Annotated in this window: 16 protein-coding genes; 8 read left to right on the plus strand and 8 right to left on the minus strand. The window is 63.6% G+C overall.

Translation table 11 applies throughout. From position 1 onward, the window contains the following. Positions 1-9 precede the first annotated feature (9 nt). Positions 10-1,419 carry an aldehyde dehydrogenase family protein gene (locus Q3C01_RS01450; RefSeq protein ID WP_458143262.1) on the minus strand — a complete coding sequence of 470 codons (1,410 nt, stop codon included), beginning with the start codon at positions 1,417-1,419 and terminating at the stop codon, positions 10-12. 183 nt (positions 1,420-1,602) lie between these two features. Here Q3C01_RS01450 and Q3C01_RS01455 point away from each other — a divergent pair, with 183 nt between their 5' ends. Then, entirely contained in the window at positions 1,603-1,980 is a 378-nt protein-coding gene (locus Q3C01_RS01455) for a hypothetical protein (protein ID WP_458143263.1), read from the plus strand. A 9-nt stretch (positions 1,981-1,989) separates the two neighbouring features. On the opposite strand, the gene Q3C01_RS01460 is transcribed toward Q3C01_RS01455, so the two are convergent. After that, on the minus strand, positions 1,990-2,472 hold the full coding sequence (locus tag Q3C01_RS01460) for a bleomycin resistance protein (protein WP_458143264.1): 483 nt from the start codon (positions 2,470-2,472) through the stop codon (positions 1,990-1,992). A gap of 633 nt (positions 2,473-3,105) precedes the next feature. Here Q3C01_RS01460 and Q3C01_RS01465 point away from each other — a divergent pair. Then, the gene (locus Q3C01_RS01465) at positions 3,106-3,609 is read left to right on the plus strand and encodes a cupin domain-containing protein (RefSeq protein ID WP_458143265.1); all 504 of its coding nucleotides are present in this window, start codon (positions 3,106-3,108) and stop codon (positions 3,607-3,609) included. 160 nt (positions 3,610-3,769) lie between these two features. On the opposite strand, the gene Q3C01_RS01470 is transcribed toward Q3C01_RS01465, so the two are convergent. The 3 genes from Q3C01_RS01470 to Q3C01_RS01480 all read right to left on the minus strand — a co-directional run bounded on the left by Q3C01_RS01470 (position 3,770) and on the right by Q3C01_RS01480 (position 5,660). Then, entirely contained in the window at positions 3,770-4,168 is a 399-nt protein-coding gene (locus tag Q3C01_RS01470; protein ID WP_458143266.1) for a GFA family protein, read from the minus strand. Positions 4,169-4,796: 628 nt separating this feature from the next. After that, a complete protein-coding gene (locus Q3C01_RS01475) occupies positions 4,797-5,270 on the minus strand; it encodes a GNAT family N-acetyltransferase (RefSeq protein ID WP_458143268.1) in 474 nt (157 codons plus the stop codon). A 15-nt stretch (positions 5,271-5,285) separates the two neighbouring features. Further along, positions 5,286-5,660, minus strand: coding sequence for a winged helix-turn-helix domain-containing protein (locus tag Q3C01_RS01480; RefSeq protein ID WP_458143269.1), 375 nt, complete (start codon positions 5,658-5,660; stop codon positions 5,286-5,288). Between the two features lie 363 nt (positions 5,661-6,023). Here Q3C01_RS01480 and Q3C01_RS01485 point away from each other — a divergent pair, with 363 nt between their 5' ends. The 4 genes from Q3C01_RS01485 to Q3C01_RS01500 are packed head-to-tail and all read left to right on the plus strand — an operon-like array spanning position 6,024 to position 8,131. Beyond that, complete coding sequence (locus tag Q3C01_RS01485) at positions 6,024-6,488, plus strand: TerB family tellurite resistance protein (protein WP_458143271.1); 465 nt, start codon at positions 6,024-6,026, stop codon at positions 6,486-6,488. Between the two features lie 2 nt (positions 6,489-6,490). Beyond that, positions 6,491-6,853, plus strand: a complete 363-nt coding sequence (locus Q3C01_RS01490) for a hypothetical protein (protein ID WP_458143272.1) — start codon at positions 6,491-6,493, stop codon at positions 6,851-6,853. Then, positions 6,850-7,494 (plus strand): YjbE family putative metal transport protein, encoded by a 645-nt coding sequence (locus Q3C01_RS01495; RefSeq protein WP_458143273.1) that lies wholly within the window; start codon positions 6,850-6,852, stop codon positions 7,492-7,494. Before Q3C01_RS01490 ends, Q3C01_RS01495 begins: the two co-directional genes overlap by 4 nt. Positions 7,495-7,534: 40 nt before the next feature. Continuing rightward, positions 7,535-8,131, plus strand: coding sequence for a TIGR00645 family protein (locus Q3C01_RS01500; protein WP_458143274.1), 597 nt, complete (start codon positions 7,535-7,537; stop codon positions 8,129-8,131). 15 nt (positions 8,132-8,146) lie between these two features. Here the strand turns inward: Q3C01_RS01500 and Q3C01_RS01505 are convergent, their stop codons facing one another. After that, entirely contained in the window at positions 8,147-9,094 is a 948-nt protein-coding gene (locus Q3C01_RS01505; protein ID WP_458143275.1) for an AraC family transcriptional regulator, read from the minus strand. 407 nt (positions 9,095-9,501) lie between these two features. Between Q3C01_RS01505 and Q3C01_RS01510 the strand changes: the two genes are divergently transcribed. Both Q3C01_RS01510 and Q3C01_RS01515 read left to right on the plus strand, forming a co-directional pair. Continuing rightward, positions 9,502-10,503, plus strand: coding sequence for a helix-turn-helix domain-containing protein (locus tag Q3C01_RS01510; RefSeq protein ID WP_458143276.1), 1,002 nt, complete (start codon positions 9,502-9,504; stop codon positions 10,501-10,503). A 183-nt stretch (positions 10,504-10,686) separates the two neighbouring features. Beyond that, positions 10,687-11,472: a COG4705 family protein gene (locus Q3C01_RS01515; RefSeq protein ID WP_458143278.1), complete on the plus strand. Its 786-nt coding sequence runs from the start codon at positions 10,687-10,689 to the stop codon at positions 11,470-11,472. Positions 11,473-11,560: 88 nt separating this feature from the next. Here the strand turns inward: Q3C01_RS01515 and Q3C01_RS01520 are convergent, their stop codons facing one another. Then, positions 11,561-12,346 carry a class I SAM-dependent methyltransferase gene (locus tag Q3C01_RS01520; RefSeq protein WP_458143280.1) on the minus strand — a complete coding sequence of 262 codons (786 nt, stop codon included), beginning with the start codon at positions 12,344-12,346 and terminating at the stop codon, positions 11,561-11,563. 8 nt (positions 12,347-12,354) lie between these two features. Continuing rightward, a complete protein-coding gene (locus Q3C01_RS01525) occupies positions 12,355-13,098 on the minus strand; it encodes a glutamine amidotransferase (RefSeq protein WP_458143281.1) in 744 nt (247 codons plus the stop codon). Positions 13,099-13,191: the final 93 nt, after the last annotated feature.

Here is a 13,191-nt window from a genome sequence, read left to right on the forward strand (position 1 = left end):
ATTTTCGCGTCAGGCCGCAGGCGGCCCGTTGATGATCTGGAGCTGGGTGAATTCGGCAAGGCCCTCCTCGGCGAATTCGGTGCCGATGCCCGACTGCTTGGCGCCGCCGAACGGGATGTGCGGGGCCATGTCGAGGTGCTTGTTGATCCACACCGTACCGGACTCGAGCTGGCTTGCGACCTCGTGGGCACGCTTGATGTCGGATGACCACACCGAGGCGCCGAGCCCGTAGGTGGTGGCGTTGGCGCGGCGGATCACGTCATCCTTGTCGGAATATTTGATCAGCGGAAGCACGGGACCGAACTGCTCCTCGTCGACCAGCTTCGAGCCCTCCTGGATGTCGCGCACGATGGTCGGCTCGATGAAGTAGCCGGGGCGGTCCATCGCAGCTCCGCCTGCGACAACCTTGCCGTTCTTGTGTGCATCATCGAGGAACGCCTTGACCTTCTCGTACTGCATCTTGTTCTGCAGCGGACCGAGCTTGGTGCCCTGCTTGGAGCCGTCGTCCACGACAGTGTTTTTCGCGATCGCAACCAGCTCGTTGCAGAGCTCGTCATAGACGGATTCGTGCACGTAGAGCCGCTTGATTGCGAGGCAGACCTGGCCGGAGTTCTGGAAGGCGCCCTCGAAAATGCCCGGCGCGACCTTCTTCGGATCGACGTCGTCGAGCACGATGCCGGCATCGTTGCCGCCGAGCTCGAGAGTGATGCGCTTGAGGGTCTGGGCCGCACTCGCCATCACCTTCTGGCCGGTGGCAGAGGAGCCGGTGAACGAGATCTTGCGGATATCCGGATGCTTGGTCATTTCACCGCCGAGATCGTTGGCATCGGTGATGACGTTGAGCACGCCCCTCGGCAGTACGTCCTTGATCAGCTCGGCAAAGCGCAGCGTCGCCAGCGGTGTGGTCGGCGCGGGCTTGACGACCAGCGTGTTGCCGGCGAGCAGCGCCGACGGCAGCTTGAAGCTGAGGATCAGGAGCGGATAGTTCCAGGGGATGATCGCGCCGACGACGCCGAGCGGCCGGCGATACGCCTCGACCTTGCGGTCACCGGAATTCTCGATCACGCGCATCGGTAATTCGAGCGAGCCGAGATAGCGGAAGAACGCCGCCATGCCGAGGACTTCACCAGTGGCGTCGGTCAGCGGCTTACCCTGTTCGGAGGTCAGGATGCGCGCGAGCTCGCCGGAATTGGCCTCGATGACATCGGCCATCTTGATCACGAGCTTGCGCCGCTCCTCGATCGGCGTGGCGGCCCAGGCCGGGTAGGCGGCTTTCGCCGCGGCCACGGCCGCGTCGAGCTGGCCCTTCGAGGCGCGCGGACACTGCGCCAGCACCTCTTCGGTCGCGGGATTGAGCACGGGCATGGTCAGGTCGCCGGGCACCATCTTGCCGTCGATGAGAAGATTGTAGTCGCTCATTGGCTTTTTCGCTCCCTGTCAAAACGGGCCGTTCGGGCCTCGCTATATCCATACATATATCACGACTTCGGCCGGTGAGCCATGGCACGCGTTTCGAGCGGTTCCAAAAAAGGCGGCTGGACGCGGCGCCAGATATCGATATATCGTGAAGGATATAGCGAAGGGCCGGTGTCGGAGCGTGCAATGGAAATCAGCGTCAAGTCGCTCACGACCTGCGAGGTGGCGCCCGATGGCGGCGCGATCGCGTTGCGGTTCGAGGATGTCGCGGGCAGGCCTGCCGAGGTGCGCGTCTCGCTCAACCAGGTCGGCGCGCTTATCATGACGCTGCCCGGCCTGCTCGAAACCGCGCTGAAGGCGCGCTATGGCGACCAGAGCCTGCGCTATGCCTATCCGCTGGCGGCCTGGGTGGTCGAGCAATCGACGGATGCGACCCAGCGCATCGTCACGCTCGAGACGGAGGACGGCTTCAAGGTGCGCTTCTCGATCCCGAAAGCCGAGCAGAGCCTGCTCGGCGAGGCCCTGATCCAGCCGGCGCCTGAGATCGCGGTGCGGCCGAACTAGGGTGTATCCTCACGAAGATGCGCGCATCCCCAGGCGTTCGGCGAAGCGGATCAGGTAACCATCCGGATCCTGAACGAGAAATTCGCGCTGACCGCACTCTTGGTCACCGACCCGATACCAAGCTTCGTTCGGTTGCTCATAGAGTGGCCATTCAGCATCGCGTAGAGCGTTCAGGACAGGCTCGATACGATCGACGACGATCTGAAGATTGATGCCTCGTCCAAACGGGCGCCGCATCTCGGCCGTCTCCCAACGCCCGTTCAATTCGCAGAGCATAACTTGCAAACGTCCCCTAACGAGATATGCAAATCGAGCAGCTGGGCGGTCACAGGCGACTTCGAAACCAAGTAGCTCTCGCCAGAACGATAAGCTGTTTTGAATGTTCGAAACGCCGAGTTCGGGGACGAGATCGGCCCAGCCGTCTCGCGGCGCGCTGCCTGTGCTATCGCAGGTCGCGCGAGAGGCGGGGTCTGAAAGCAGCGGTTTGGGCATTTTGGCGTGGCCTATGTGTCATGATCCCTGCAGACAAGCTATCACGTCGGTATGCGGTGTGGCGTAGGCGCTGCCACAAGGCCGGCGTCCGCTTCAGCCGATCTCCGGATCGATCTACCACTAACAACCGACCTTATCCGCGCACCTACGACGCCCGGCAGTCGACCGCCGATCTCATCCCAATACATTGACAATTTGGTGCGGCCTCTCGGTGCTTTGATCCGAGCATGCCCCATCTCACCCGCCGCCGAGACCGAAACGCCCGACAGGAAGGCTGTCTGATCTACTGCGGCGATGTCGAGGTCGGCAGCATAAGCCTGCGTACAGGAAATCCGATCGAGAGTGATCCATGGCAACGGCGCTGCAGCTCGAGAGCTAGCTCGCGTTGAGTGGTACGTTGGTCAGCGACCAGAACTGCTTCACCACCTTCCACCGGCTACAACGGTTATTGGGTGACGGTGAAGGGCGGGCATTGTAGAATGTTTGCAAGACAGAAAGGCAACTATACCGATATTTCCGCATCATCTTGAAGCCGTCGAACACAGGAAGGCCCGTATCTGAAAGCTTGCGAGGGGCGTTATGCCCCGAGCTTGTGGTGAGTGAAGAGACAAGTAAGCCAAGGAGGGAAAGGAAATGCGGCAATCAATCGTACCATTTGCTGTTGCTTCTGGCCTTGCTGTCCTAGCAGCAGCACAAATCCTGCCGAAGGCGGCATTGCAGGCCGCCGAGATGCAAATGAAGCCTCCGGTCAATGTTGAAGACATCAAGTGGGGTCCCGCTCCTCCGACCATCCCGCCCGGTGCGCAACTCGCCGTCGTGGCTGGTGACCCAAGCAAGGAGGGGCCGTTCACGATGCGGTTAAAGATGCCAGCAAACTACAAAGTCCCGGCACATCACCATCCCACCGACGAATTCGTGACGGTGATCTCCGGTGACTTCCGTGTCGGTCTCGGCGACAAGCTCGATATGGACAAGGGCCAGTCCCTTAAGGCTGGAGCTTTTGCCGAAATGCCAGCAGGCATGAACCACTATGCCTGGACGACGGAAGATACCGTGGTACAGATCGCCGGGCCCGGGCCGTTCGCTATCACCTACGCCAATCCGGCCGATGACCCGAGCAAGCAAGCCGCAAAATAGCGGATGGCTCGAGAAGCAAAATGAAGCTCAGAGGTGGCCGGGTCGCCAAGTCCTATCTCGGCCTCCAAGAGTCGACATCCAGGGTTTAAGCACATGATCAAGCAAAATGGCCCCGATGCAATGCACGCCGGGGCCATTCGCTATGGGCCATCTCCTGCCATTACGACCGTCCTCGTGGAAAGTGTTGAGCGGGCTCAGGGATCACAACCCAATCGTGCTTGCCTTCCTCCCAAACTGACCGAACGGGAGCCGGGTATGTTGGATCGCATATCGCCCCGACAGCGATCCCAATCAAGGTGGGATGCTTTCCGGCGCGGGCATAAACGGTAGACCCGCAGGTTGGACAGAAGAAGGTCTCGAACGTGCCACCCGTTGCAGTCGGCCTCTCATAGCGAGTCGCCTTGCCTGCTATCTTGACGCTATCATTTGAATAGTAGGCTAATACGCCGAACGGCGACCCGCTTCGCCGCTGACAGTCGCTGCAATGGCAAGCGACAACCGACAAGCTCGGGCCCGGTAAATTCACGGAGAGCTGTCCGCATTGACACATGGCATCCATCGTCGACTCCGTTGCTTCCTCGCACAGTAGCGCTGGGCCCAAGGTCCGCAATGGGTCGAAATGCGAAGACCTCAGTATGAGCAAACCTGGTTCGCCAGGCCCCGTGTCCGGATTTCGACGAGGCGCCTGGGCTGGTGGTCATGGGATGGCCTCGCCATGATGAAGCAGGCACCCGGCGCCCGTGATGCCGCCGATGTGACTATTCGTGAAGCTACCAATTGTTGGGACGGCGCGACCTGAGCCTTACCTAATTGGCCGCAGCGGTCGATTGGAGAGAAGCGATGCGTTCCATTTTGGCCTTGAGCGTTTTGATTACCCTGTGTGCCTCTGCGAGCGCGGCTACGGTGCGCCACGTGCACCCGCGGCAGGCGATTGTTCGTCCCAATCAGGGCACGATCGCCTCAGACCCCGCTTCGGGTTTTGCCTACGTTCCAGCTGGCCCGCCGATTCACTACCGGGCGGCACCGTACACTGACTACGACGAACCGTATCCGGGGGCTTCCCAGGGTTACGCGCCTGGCGAACGCGAAGAATTTCTCGATAGTGTGAGACGGGGTGGCTAGACCGCCCGCTTTTCCGGCGGAGGTGGACATCTACGCATTCGTGAGTGCACGTCCTCAGTCCGAGGTCAGTCGACGGCCTCCGCCCTCGGCGGAAGCCGCCGGATCTGGAAACCGGTCTTGTTCTGCTCGAAACCGGCCGACGCGTAGAATGCCAGGGTCGAAGGCTTCGTTGAGCCCGTCATCAGCATGACCTTGTAGCAATCGGCCTGCCATGCGGCGGCGACGGCCGCGTGCAGCAGTTGCTTGCCGTAGCCACGTCCTCTGGACGCTGCATGGGTGACGACGTTCTCGATCAACCCATAGGGCTGGCCACCGCGCGTCAGGTTGGGAACGACGATCAGCGTGCAGGACGCGACGATGGCGTCTTCGGCGATCCCGATGAATATCGCGCTTCCGTGATAGCGCTGCAGCTCCTCGAGGCGACGCTTGGCGACATCGAGCGAGGGGATGCGGTCGGCCGGATCAAGATGCGGATAAAGCGCGAGGAGTTGCGGGAGATCGGCGGGAAGGGCCGAGCGGACGATGAGAGGGTTATCCATGTGCGGTCGGATCGATCATGCCTTGCGCGAGCGCTTGATGTCCGTCTTCAGCGCCATCAGCTCCTTGCGCACGGCGCGCGCGGCGTCGCGCTCGATCTTGCGGTAGCGCGCGACGAGCGCGGTGCCGAACGGGGTCAGCATCGCCCCGCCGCCGTTCTTGCCGCCGGTCTGGGGCTCGACCGCTGCATGCCCACAGATGCGGTTGATCTCGTCCACGAGATCCCAGGCGCGCTTGTAGGACATGTCCATGGCGCGCCCAGCGGCCGAGATCGAGCCGTGCTCCCTGATGTTCTCCAGGAGCTGGATCTTGCCGGGCCCGATCCGGTCCTGGGCATCCAGATCGATCCGGACGCTCAATTGGGGAAGCGATTTTGCGCCCGCGCGCGACATGACTGGCTCTCTTCGGTCTCGGTTCGCAAGATTGCCACCGGGCAGGCCGCCGAACAAGGCAAACGGGCGGGATATCCCTTATGGCGATTTTATGAACGGCACGCCGCGCTCCCGCGGCTGCTGGTCGCAGCTCGGCCGGCTTGATTTGGCCGGGGCGAACTTTATGTCTCCCTTCAACAGAATCCGGGCCCCTCTGACGAGGCCGCCGATCCCCTCGGCCAACCTCGTGATGTCGGATGACCTGTCCCGCGCGCGAATGCGTTTGGATTGGACGATCGTTGGGCCCAGCGCACCTGCTCTCATCGACCAGCCATCCTCATCGCTCCCCGTGCGCGGTCACAACCGTATGCTTGAGGAGCTATGATGCCTGACGCAGAACCTTTGAGCCCCATCCAGGGCGAGATCACCGAACCGTCCAGCCTGCAAGAGCAGGCCGCCGCCGCGCTCGTGATTGCCGGCGCGCTGGTCGCCGTCGCCGACCGCCGTGTCGCTGCAGTCGAACGCGAGGAGGTGACCCGTTTCATCCGGGAGCGCGGGCTCGCCCCGCACATCTCCGAAGCGCGGCTGGCCGCGATGTTCGACGAGCTCGCCGAGCGGCTGGAGCAGCCTGATTTCGCCAATGTCGTTATCGACACGCTGCGCCCAGTCTCGGACCTGCCGCTGGCCGCGCATCTCGTCGACATCTCCGAGCGCGTCGCCGCTGCGGACGAGGACGTCCATCCGCATGAGGTGCAGGCGATCAAGCTGCTCCGCCTGCTGACACTTGTGCTGCCACGATCCAAGCCTGTTGCAGCGCGCGGCGAAGGCCGCCTCGCATCCGGAGCGTGAGCATGAGCGCAGGCGCCGACGATCACGCGAGATCGCGCGAGCGCGCCACCGGCGAGGCCGCCGGTGGCGATCCGCGCCTTGACGCGCTCATCGGTCGCCTGCCGCCACGCGTGAGCGGCGCTATCACCTATCTGCTGCGACCTTCAAACCGCTGGGTGAGGATGCCGGCCGGCGCGCTGCTCGTCATCGGCGGGGTGCTGTCGTTCCTGCCGGTGCTCGGCATCTGGATGCTGCCGCTCGGCCTCGCACTGCTAGCCGAGGACGTGCCGGGCTTGCGCGCGCAGCGCTCGAAAGTCCTGGACTGGATCGAGCGCCGCAAGCCGCACTGGCTCGATGTCGCCTCGCGTCCGAATGATCAGACATGAGCGAGTTCATCACCCCCGAAGCGCTCACCGCGCTGATTCAGGTCGTCTTGATCGACCTCGTGCTCGCCGGTGACAATGCCGTCGTCATCGGCCTTGCCGCGGCGGGTTTGCCTGCCGGCCAGCGCCGCCGCGCCATCATCGTCGGCATCGCGGCCGCGACGGTGCTGCGCATCGTCTTCGCCGGTGTTGCGACCCAGCTTCTCCAGGTGCTTGGCCTCCTGCTGGCCGGCGGCGTGCTGCTGCTGTGGGTCTGCTGGAAGATGTGGCGTGAATTGCGCGAGCAGGCCTCCCACGCCGGCGAGCTTGCGCTCAGTCACGCCGGGGTAGGTAGCGCGGCGCAAGCACGGGCGCCGCGCAAGACGTTCCGGCAGGCGGCGCTCCAGATCGTCGCCGCCGACGTCTCGATGTCGCTCGACAACGTGCTGGCTGTCGCAGGCGCTGCACGCGAGCATCCGTTCATCCTGGCCTTCGGCCTGATGCTGTCGGTCGCGCTGATGGGCATTGCCGCCGATCTGCTCGGCCGCGTGCTCCAGAAGCAGCGCTGGATCGCCTATGTCGGTCTCGCCATCATCGTCTACGTCGCCTTTGAGATGATCTGGCGCGGCTCGCTCGAGCTCGCGCCGGTCATCGCCAGCCTCTGATCCCAGCCTTTCTGACCTCGCCTGCAATCCGGAGTGATCCATGACGTCCGAATCCCAAGCACCTTTGAGCCGCGCGGCCTCGCCCCGGCTCGGCCTGTTCCCACGGCTGATCTTCGGCTCGCGCTGGCTGCAAGTGCCACTCTATGTCGGCCTCATCGTCGCGCAGGCCGTCTACGTGCTCTTGTTCCTCAAGGAGCTCTGGCATCTGGCCGCGCACTGGTTCGACGTCAACGAGCAGCAGATCATGCTGACCGTGCTCGGGCTGATCGACGTCGTCATGATCTCCAACCTGCTCGTGATGGTGATCGTCGGCGGCTACGAGACCTTCGTCTCGCGCCTCAACCTGCGCGGCCATCCCGACGAGCCGGAATGGCTGAGCCACGTCAACGCCAGCGCGCTCAAGATCAAGCTTGCGATGGCGATCGTCGGCATCTCCTCGATCTCGCTGCTCAGGACCTTCATCGAGGCCGGCAATCTCGGCACCGCGCGCAGCAATTTCACCGAGAGCGGCGTGATGTGGCAGGTCATCATCCACCTCACCTTCATCGTCTCGGCGATCGGGATCGCCTGGGTCGATCGCCTGGGCGAAGCCGCGCATCGCAAGGCGGCCGATCACGCGAAGGCCGCCGGCCATTGAGCCGGCGTCGCCATCTCACAGATGGCGCGAGCGCGCCCGCGTCTCCGAGGGCGTCTCGCCGAAGGCCGATTTGTAGCCTTTCGCGAAATCGCCCATGTGCCAGAAGCCGTTGGCGAGCGCCACGGCCTTGACGGTGAGACCTGTGCTTCCGCTCACGAGCTGCTTGCGGGCAGCCCATAGCCGCTTCATCCGCAGATAATGATGCAGGCTCATGCCATGGACGGTCTGAGCGGCGGCCTGGAGCGTCCGCACGGAAACATTGAGGGTCGTTGCGAGATCGTCGCTGTAGAGCGGCACGCCTCCCAGCAGCATGGCCTGCTCGTCGAGCCGCCCGATCAGCCGGCGGTGCCTGTCGAACGTGCCTGGCCGCGCGCGCAACGCCGCATCGGGAACTAACGCGGCGTCGAGCGCGCCCAGCAGGCTTTCCTGGACCGGACGGTTGATGGCCTCGAATTGCGCGGTATCGTTGCAGCCCGACGCGAGGCAAAACATGTCGAGGATCGCTGCGCGCAGGCGATGCCGCGGCTCGTCGGCAAGCCGGTAGAACTCGAGCCCGGCGTTGAAATCGGCCCAACCGCGATGGCGCATGTCGGAGTTGAAGCGCAGCATCAGATAGGTGTTCGCGTGCTGCTCGATGGCGCGCATCGGGACCTTGCCGCGCACGAGGCCAATCATGGAGTTGTCGATCTCGCGGCCATTTACGACGGAGTGCGTGGCGAGCGGCACGACGAGGCCGACGCCGCGGTCGATGCCGATGTCCGCTTCCAGATGCCGCGCGAAGGAGCGCTGCATCACCATGAGGCTGTCCTGGAGCGGCAGGCTGGCGCGGAACGCCGAGAAGTGTCGCGGTTCGAGCGGAATGCTGGTTCCGCCGCCGAGCACCTCGGTGGGACGGAACTGGTCGAAATCGGTAAATCGCTCGATGATCAGGATTCGCGACGGCTTCAGCCAGCGGACGGGCATCTTCGTTTCCCAAATCAATCCTCGTCCAAGAGCCGCGGTCCTCCATGTCTCGAAGCCTCGGATGGGGGCCGGCGCGCGGATGAAGGCGATGGAACTCCCGCGCGCCGGATTGAGCAAAGCGCGTGACGTGGCAGGCGCTTCACGGATGGTTCAATGCATTCGAGCGTGCAGGGCCGAACGACTGACAGTCTTTTTGGTGTTTGAGCAGCCGCTAAGGGTAGCTGCGATTCGAGGCGTTTCCTCAAAAGGGGCGGCATTAACGTACCTTCCGGCGGTGCCGTCCCATGAACTATAGATAACCCCCTGGAACTTAAGCCGATATGGCGAATGCGCGGCGGTTTGGTATTTTGCGCGTGATGAGTCCCGGTCTCGCGTGAGGCCGAGGTCTGGGGTCTTGGGATGGCGCCATGCCCAATCGATTGGACGACCTGTCCGCGCGGGGATTTTCGAAGACACTGACGCTGGATGCAGCGAACGAACTCGCCCACGCGATGTACGGCGGCGATGCTCGCGTCGAGCGGCTCGGGCAGACGCGGCGCGTGACGATCGATTTCAAGGCGATCCATTTTGGCGCGGCGCAGCTGATGCGGGTCGATCTGGCCGGCTTGAGCGTCGAGCGCAGCACCGATGATTCCCTGCACGTCTCGATGCCCGTCAGCGGCGGCTTCCGCCGCGGCCGGGGCTACAATTTGCGGGACTATTACCCGATGCGCCAGGCCAGCATCGGCCGGCCATTCGAGCGGTCGAAGCTCGAGGTCACGGATGCCTCCGTGCTGGTGTTCTACGTGCCCAGGAACGCCGCGGTCGAACGCGCCGAGCGGCTGACCGGCCGCGCGCAGGATACGGACACGCTGCTGTCTGACTTGAGGGAAGGTCTCGACCTCGGCGCGCCGGTTGCCGCTGCATTGGCCCGGCACTTGAACGCAGCGATGGCCGAGATGACCAGCCTGAACGCCATCGGCATGGGGCGGCTTGCGGCGGCTGCGACCGAGGAGACGCTGGTCAATCTGGTGACGGCCGCGATGTTTCCGCGCGTCGCGCAGGCGCTCTCCGTGAGCCATATCGACCGCAGCCCGGCCATCGTCCGTCGCGCGCGCGACTACATCAAGGCGCATGCCGATCAGCCGATCGAGATATCGAAGCTCGCGGCCGAGCTCGGCGTCAGCCTGCGCTCGCTCCAGGAGAATTTTCAGCGCTATCTCGGCTATTCGCCGCGCGACTGGATGCTGACATGCCGGCTCGAACGCGCGCGCGAGCGGCTGCTCGTCGATGACGGGAGGGGGTCGGTGACGACGGCGGCGCTCGACGCCGGCTTCAGCGATCTCGGACATTTCGCCGGAAAGTATCGCGAAAAGTTCGGTGAGCTGCCGTCGGAGACGTTGCGGCGGGTGAGGGGCGACGCGGTCTAACGGAGACGTCTCGCCCTCGAGGGACGAGCGGGGATGCCATCAGGCTCAGCGCGCAAGATGCCGCGTGGTGTTCGGCGGTTTGCTTTGCATCGACCGCACGAGTTGTTGAGCGATCCGATGCGAACTTCTGCCACGATGGACGATTAGCGCGTATCGATCGTCGAGCCAGGAGCGCGGCACCGCATGGAACGTGACGAAGCGCGCTACACCAGCAAGGTTCCCGCAGTCACCCTCGGGTTTTGGATCATCAAGATTGCTGCGACGACGCTCGGCGAGACCGGCGGCGACACCGTGACGATGACGCTGAACTGGGGCTATCTGGCCGGCACGGGCCTGTTCCTTGCGGTACTCGTTGCGCTCGTTGCCATCCAGATCGCGGCGAGGAGTTTCCGTCCAGCGCTCTATTGGGCGACCATCGTTGCGTCGACGACCTTCGGCACCACGATGGCCGATTTCGCCGATCGCTCGCTGGGCATCGGATATGCCGGCGGATCGGCGCTGCTGCTCGCTTGTCTCGTTCTCATCCTGGCGATTTGGTACGCAAGCGAAAAGACGATCTCGGTCGACACGGTCAACACACCGAAAGTGGAGGCGTTCTACTGGGCGGCGATCACCTTCTCGCAGACCCTGGGCACGGCGCTCGGCGACTGGATCGCCGATACCGGCGACATGGGTTATGGCGGCGGAGCGCTGATTTTCCTCGCCGCGCTGGCCGTCGTTGCTGCCTTGTATCTCTGGACCAGCGTATCGCGCGTTGCGCTGTTCTGGATTGCCTTCATCCTCACGCGTCCGCTCGGCGCGACGGTCGGCGACTTCCTCGACAAGCCCCTCAATGAAGGTGGGCTGGCGCTGAGCCGTCCATTGGCATCGGCGGTGCTCGCGATCTTCATCATCGCCTGTCTGTTCGTCATCCCGCAGCGCGCCGGAACGCATCCGCGCAGCTTGCGCGACGAGCCGGCACAGGGATGAGACATGTGGCTCGAGACGTCGACGTTGCGCTAAAACGGCACCAGAACCGGCTTACCCGGTTCGCGACCTGTGCATACCGCGCGCCGGGTCAGATTCGTCCGACGATCAGCTTGAGGGAGCCGACAAAGGAGGCAAGCTTTCGATGTTGGCCGAAGCGCGAGTCCCATCGACCAGAGACCAGATCGCTGCCGAGGCCATCCTCGAAGTGCTGCACTGTATCGTCGTCGACAAAGCTCCAGGCTGAGCAGGCGAGCCGCGCGGCGGGATCAAGCAGCATCTCCGGCCGGCCGTAATAGGCTTCATTGAAGCCATCGGTGCAGTCCAGCGGAATGGGAACGGACAGGACCTCGGTATTGGCCCCGAGTGCCTGAGCGATGCCGCGCACTGGCGGATATCTCACCGACTCGACTGCGATCACCTCGGGACAATAGGCGTTGAGCCAGAAGCGATCGAGTTCGCTCGGTTCGCAGGTCATGATGATGACCGGACCGCGTGTGACCCGCCGTATCTCGCGCAGGCCCGCATTGAGATCTTTCCATTGATGCACGGAGAAGGTCGACATCGCGGCGTCAAAGGAAACGTCATCGAAGGGGAGGTTCTCGGCAACGGCGTCGATTGCCGCGGGAAGATGCGCCGGGCGCTGGTCGCGCATCGATTGTGAGGGTTCAACCGGGGTCACCGTGCGGTCCTTCGGCTCGTACGAGCCGGCACCGGCCCCGACGTTGAGAACGGTCCGCGCATCGCCAAGCGCGACCTCTATCAGACTGGCGATGCGCGGGTCAGGGCGACGAAAATTCGCATAGCCCTTGCCGATCGCGCCGTAATTGGCGTCGCCGGCACTGCCGTCCCGATGGCGCGGCGCTTCGTTTGGCATGAAGGCTCCTATGGCGCAGCTGTGCGCAGCGATGCGTCACGGTGCCCGATCTGGCGAAGCCAGTCGGAGAACACGCGATCAGCCTCGCGCGCAAGTCCGCTTGAGAGTTCTGCGGTCCGTGCCCGAAGCTGCGGCACCGAAATTTTCGTCGCCGTAAGCTCGACAGCGTGGCCGACATACCATTCCTCGAGTTGCCGCGGATCGGCCTCGAGGTGGAATTGCAGCGCCAGCGCATGGCCGTCGCAGGAAAATGCCTGGTTTTCGTAGTTCTCGTTGGCGGCAAGCCGCGTCGCCGAAACCGGGAGATCGAACGTGTCGCCATGCCAGTGCAGGACCGGCGTGGTGCCGGCAAGCGGTCTCAGGCAGGAGGCGAGGCCTGCCTCGGTCAGCGAGACCGGTCCCCAGCCGATCTCCTTGACGTGACCAGGATAGACGCGGGCGCCTAGTGCCTTCGCCATGAGTTGCGCACCGAGGCAGATGCCGAGTGTCGGCAGATCCCGGCCGAGGCGGTGCTCGATGAGCGCGATCTCCCGCGCGATAAACGGATAGCTCTCGGTCTCATAGACGCCGATCGGGCCGCCGAGAGCGATTAGGAGATCGGCATCCCTGATCGAGGAATGGCTGAGATCGTCGACCGGCGCGTCGCAGAAGGAGACGTTCCAGCCCTCGCGCTCCATGATCGGCGCGAGCAGGCCGAGATCCTCGAAGGCGACGTGACGGAGCGCGACGGCAGATCGGCGGCGTTGAAACATTCAGCAAGTCCTGTTGCGCGGAGCTCGGCCAGTATCCGATATATTCCGACTGATATAACGCGTTCCGGACCTCGTCCAGTCGGTTCGGGTCAA

It is taken from the genome of Bradyrhizobium sp. UFLA05-109 (assembly GCF_054185165.1).

Coding starts and splice junctions, on each gene's coding strand:
- Q3C01_RS01450 (WP_458143262.1), bottom strand. CDS start 1,419: ATGAGCGACTACAATCTTCTCATCGACGGCAAGATGGTGCCCGGCGAC.
- Q3C01_RS01455 (WP_458143263.1), top strand. CDS start 1,603: ATGGAAATCAGCGTCAAGTCGCTCACGACCTGCGAGGTGGCGCCCGAT.
- Q3C01_RS01460 (WP_458143264.1), bottom strand. CDS start 2,472: ATGCCCAAACCGCTGCTTTCAGACCCCGCCTCTCGCGCGACCTGCGAT.
- Q3C01_RS01465 (WP_458143265.1), top strand. CDS start 3,106: ATGCGGCAATCAATCGTACCATTTGCTGTTGCTTCTGGCCTTGCTGTC.
- Q3C01_RS01470 (WP_458143266.1), bottom strand. CDS start 4,168: ATGGATGCCATGTGTCAATGCGGACAGCTCTCCGTGAATTTACCGGGC.
- Q3C01_RS01475 (WP_458143268.1), bottom strand. CDS start 5,270: ATGGATAACCCTCTCATCGTCCGCTCGGCCCTTCCCGCCGATCTCCCG.
- Q3C01_RS01480 (WP_458143269.1), bottom strand. CDS start 5,660: ATGTCGCGCGCGGGCGCAAAATCGCTTCCCCAATTGAGCGTCCGGATC.
- Q3C01_RS01485 (WP_458143271.1), top strand. CDS start 6,024: ATGCCTGACGCAGAACCTTTGAGCCCCATCCAGGGCGAGATCACCGAA.
- Q3C01_RS01490 (WP_458143272.1), top strand. CDS start 6,491: ATGAGCGCAGGCGCCGACGATCACGCGAGATCGCGCGAGCGCGCCACC.
- Q3C01_RS01495 (WP_458143273.1), top strand. CDS start 6,850: ATGAGCGAGTTCATCACCCCCGAAGCGCTCACCGCGCTGATTCAGGTC.
- Q3C01_RS01500 (WP_458143274.1), top strand. CDS start 7,535: ATGACGTCCGAATCCCAAGCACCTTTGAGCCGCGCGGCCTCGCCCCGG.
- Q3C01_RS01505 (WP_458143275.1), bottom strand. CDS start 9,094: ATGCCCGTCCGCTGGCTGAAGCCGTCGCGAATCCTGATCATCGAGCGA.
- Q3C01_RS01510 (WP_458143276.1), top strand. CDS start 9,502: ATGCCCAATCGATTGGACGACCTGTCCGCGCGGGGATTTTCGAAGACA.
- Q3C01_RS01515 (WP_458143278.1), top strand. CDS start 10,687: ATGGAACGTGACGAAGCGCGCTACACCAGCAAGGTTCCCGCAGTCACC.
- Q3C01_RS01520 (WP_458143280.1), bottom strand. CDS start 12,346: ATGCCAAACGAAGCGCCGCGCCATCGGGACGGCAGTGCCGGCGACGCC.
- Q3C01_RS01525 (WP_458143281.1), bottom strand. CDS start 13,098: ATGTTTCAACGCCGCCGATCTGCCGTCGCGCTCCGTCACGTCGCCTTC.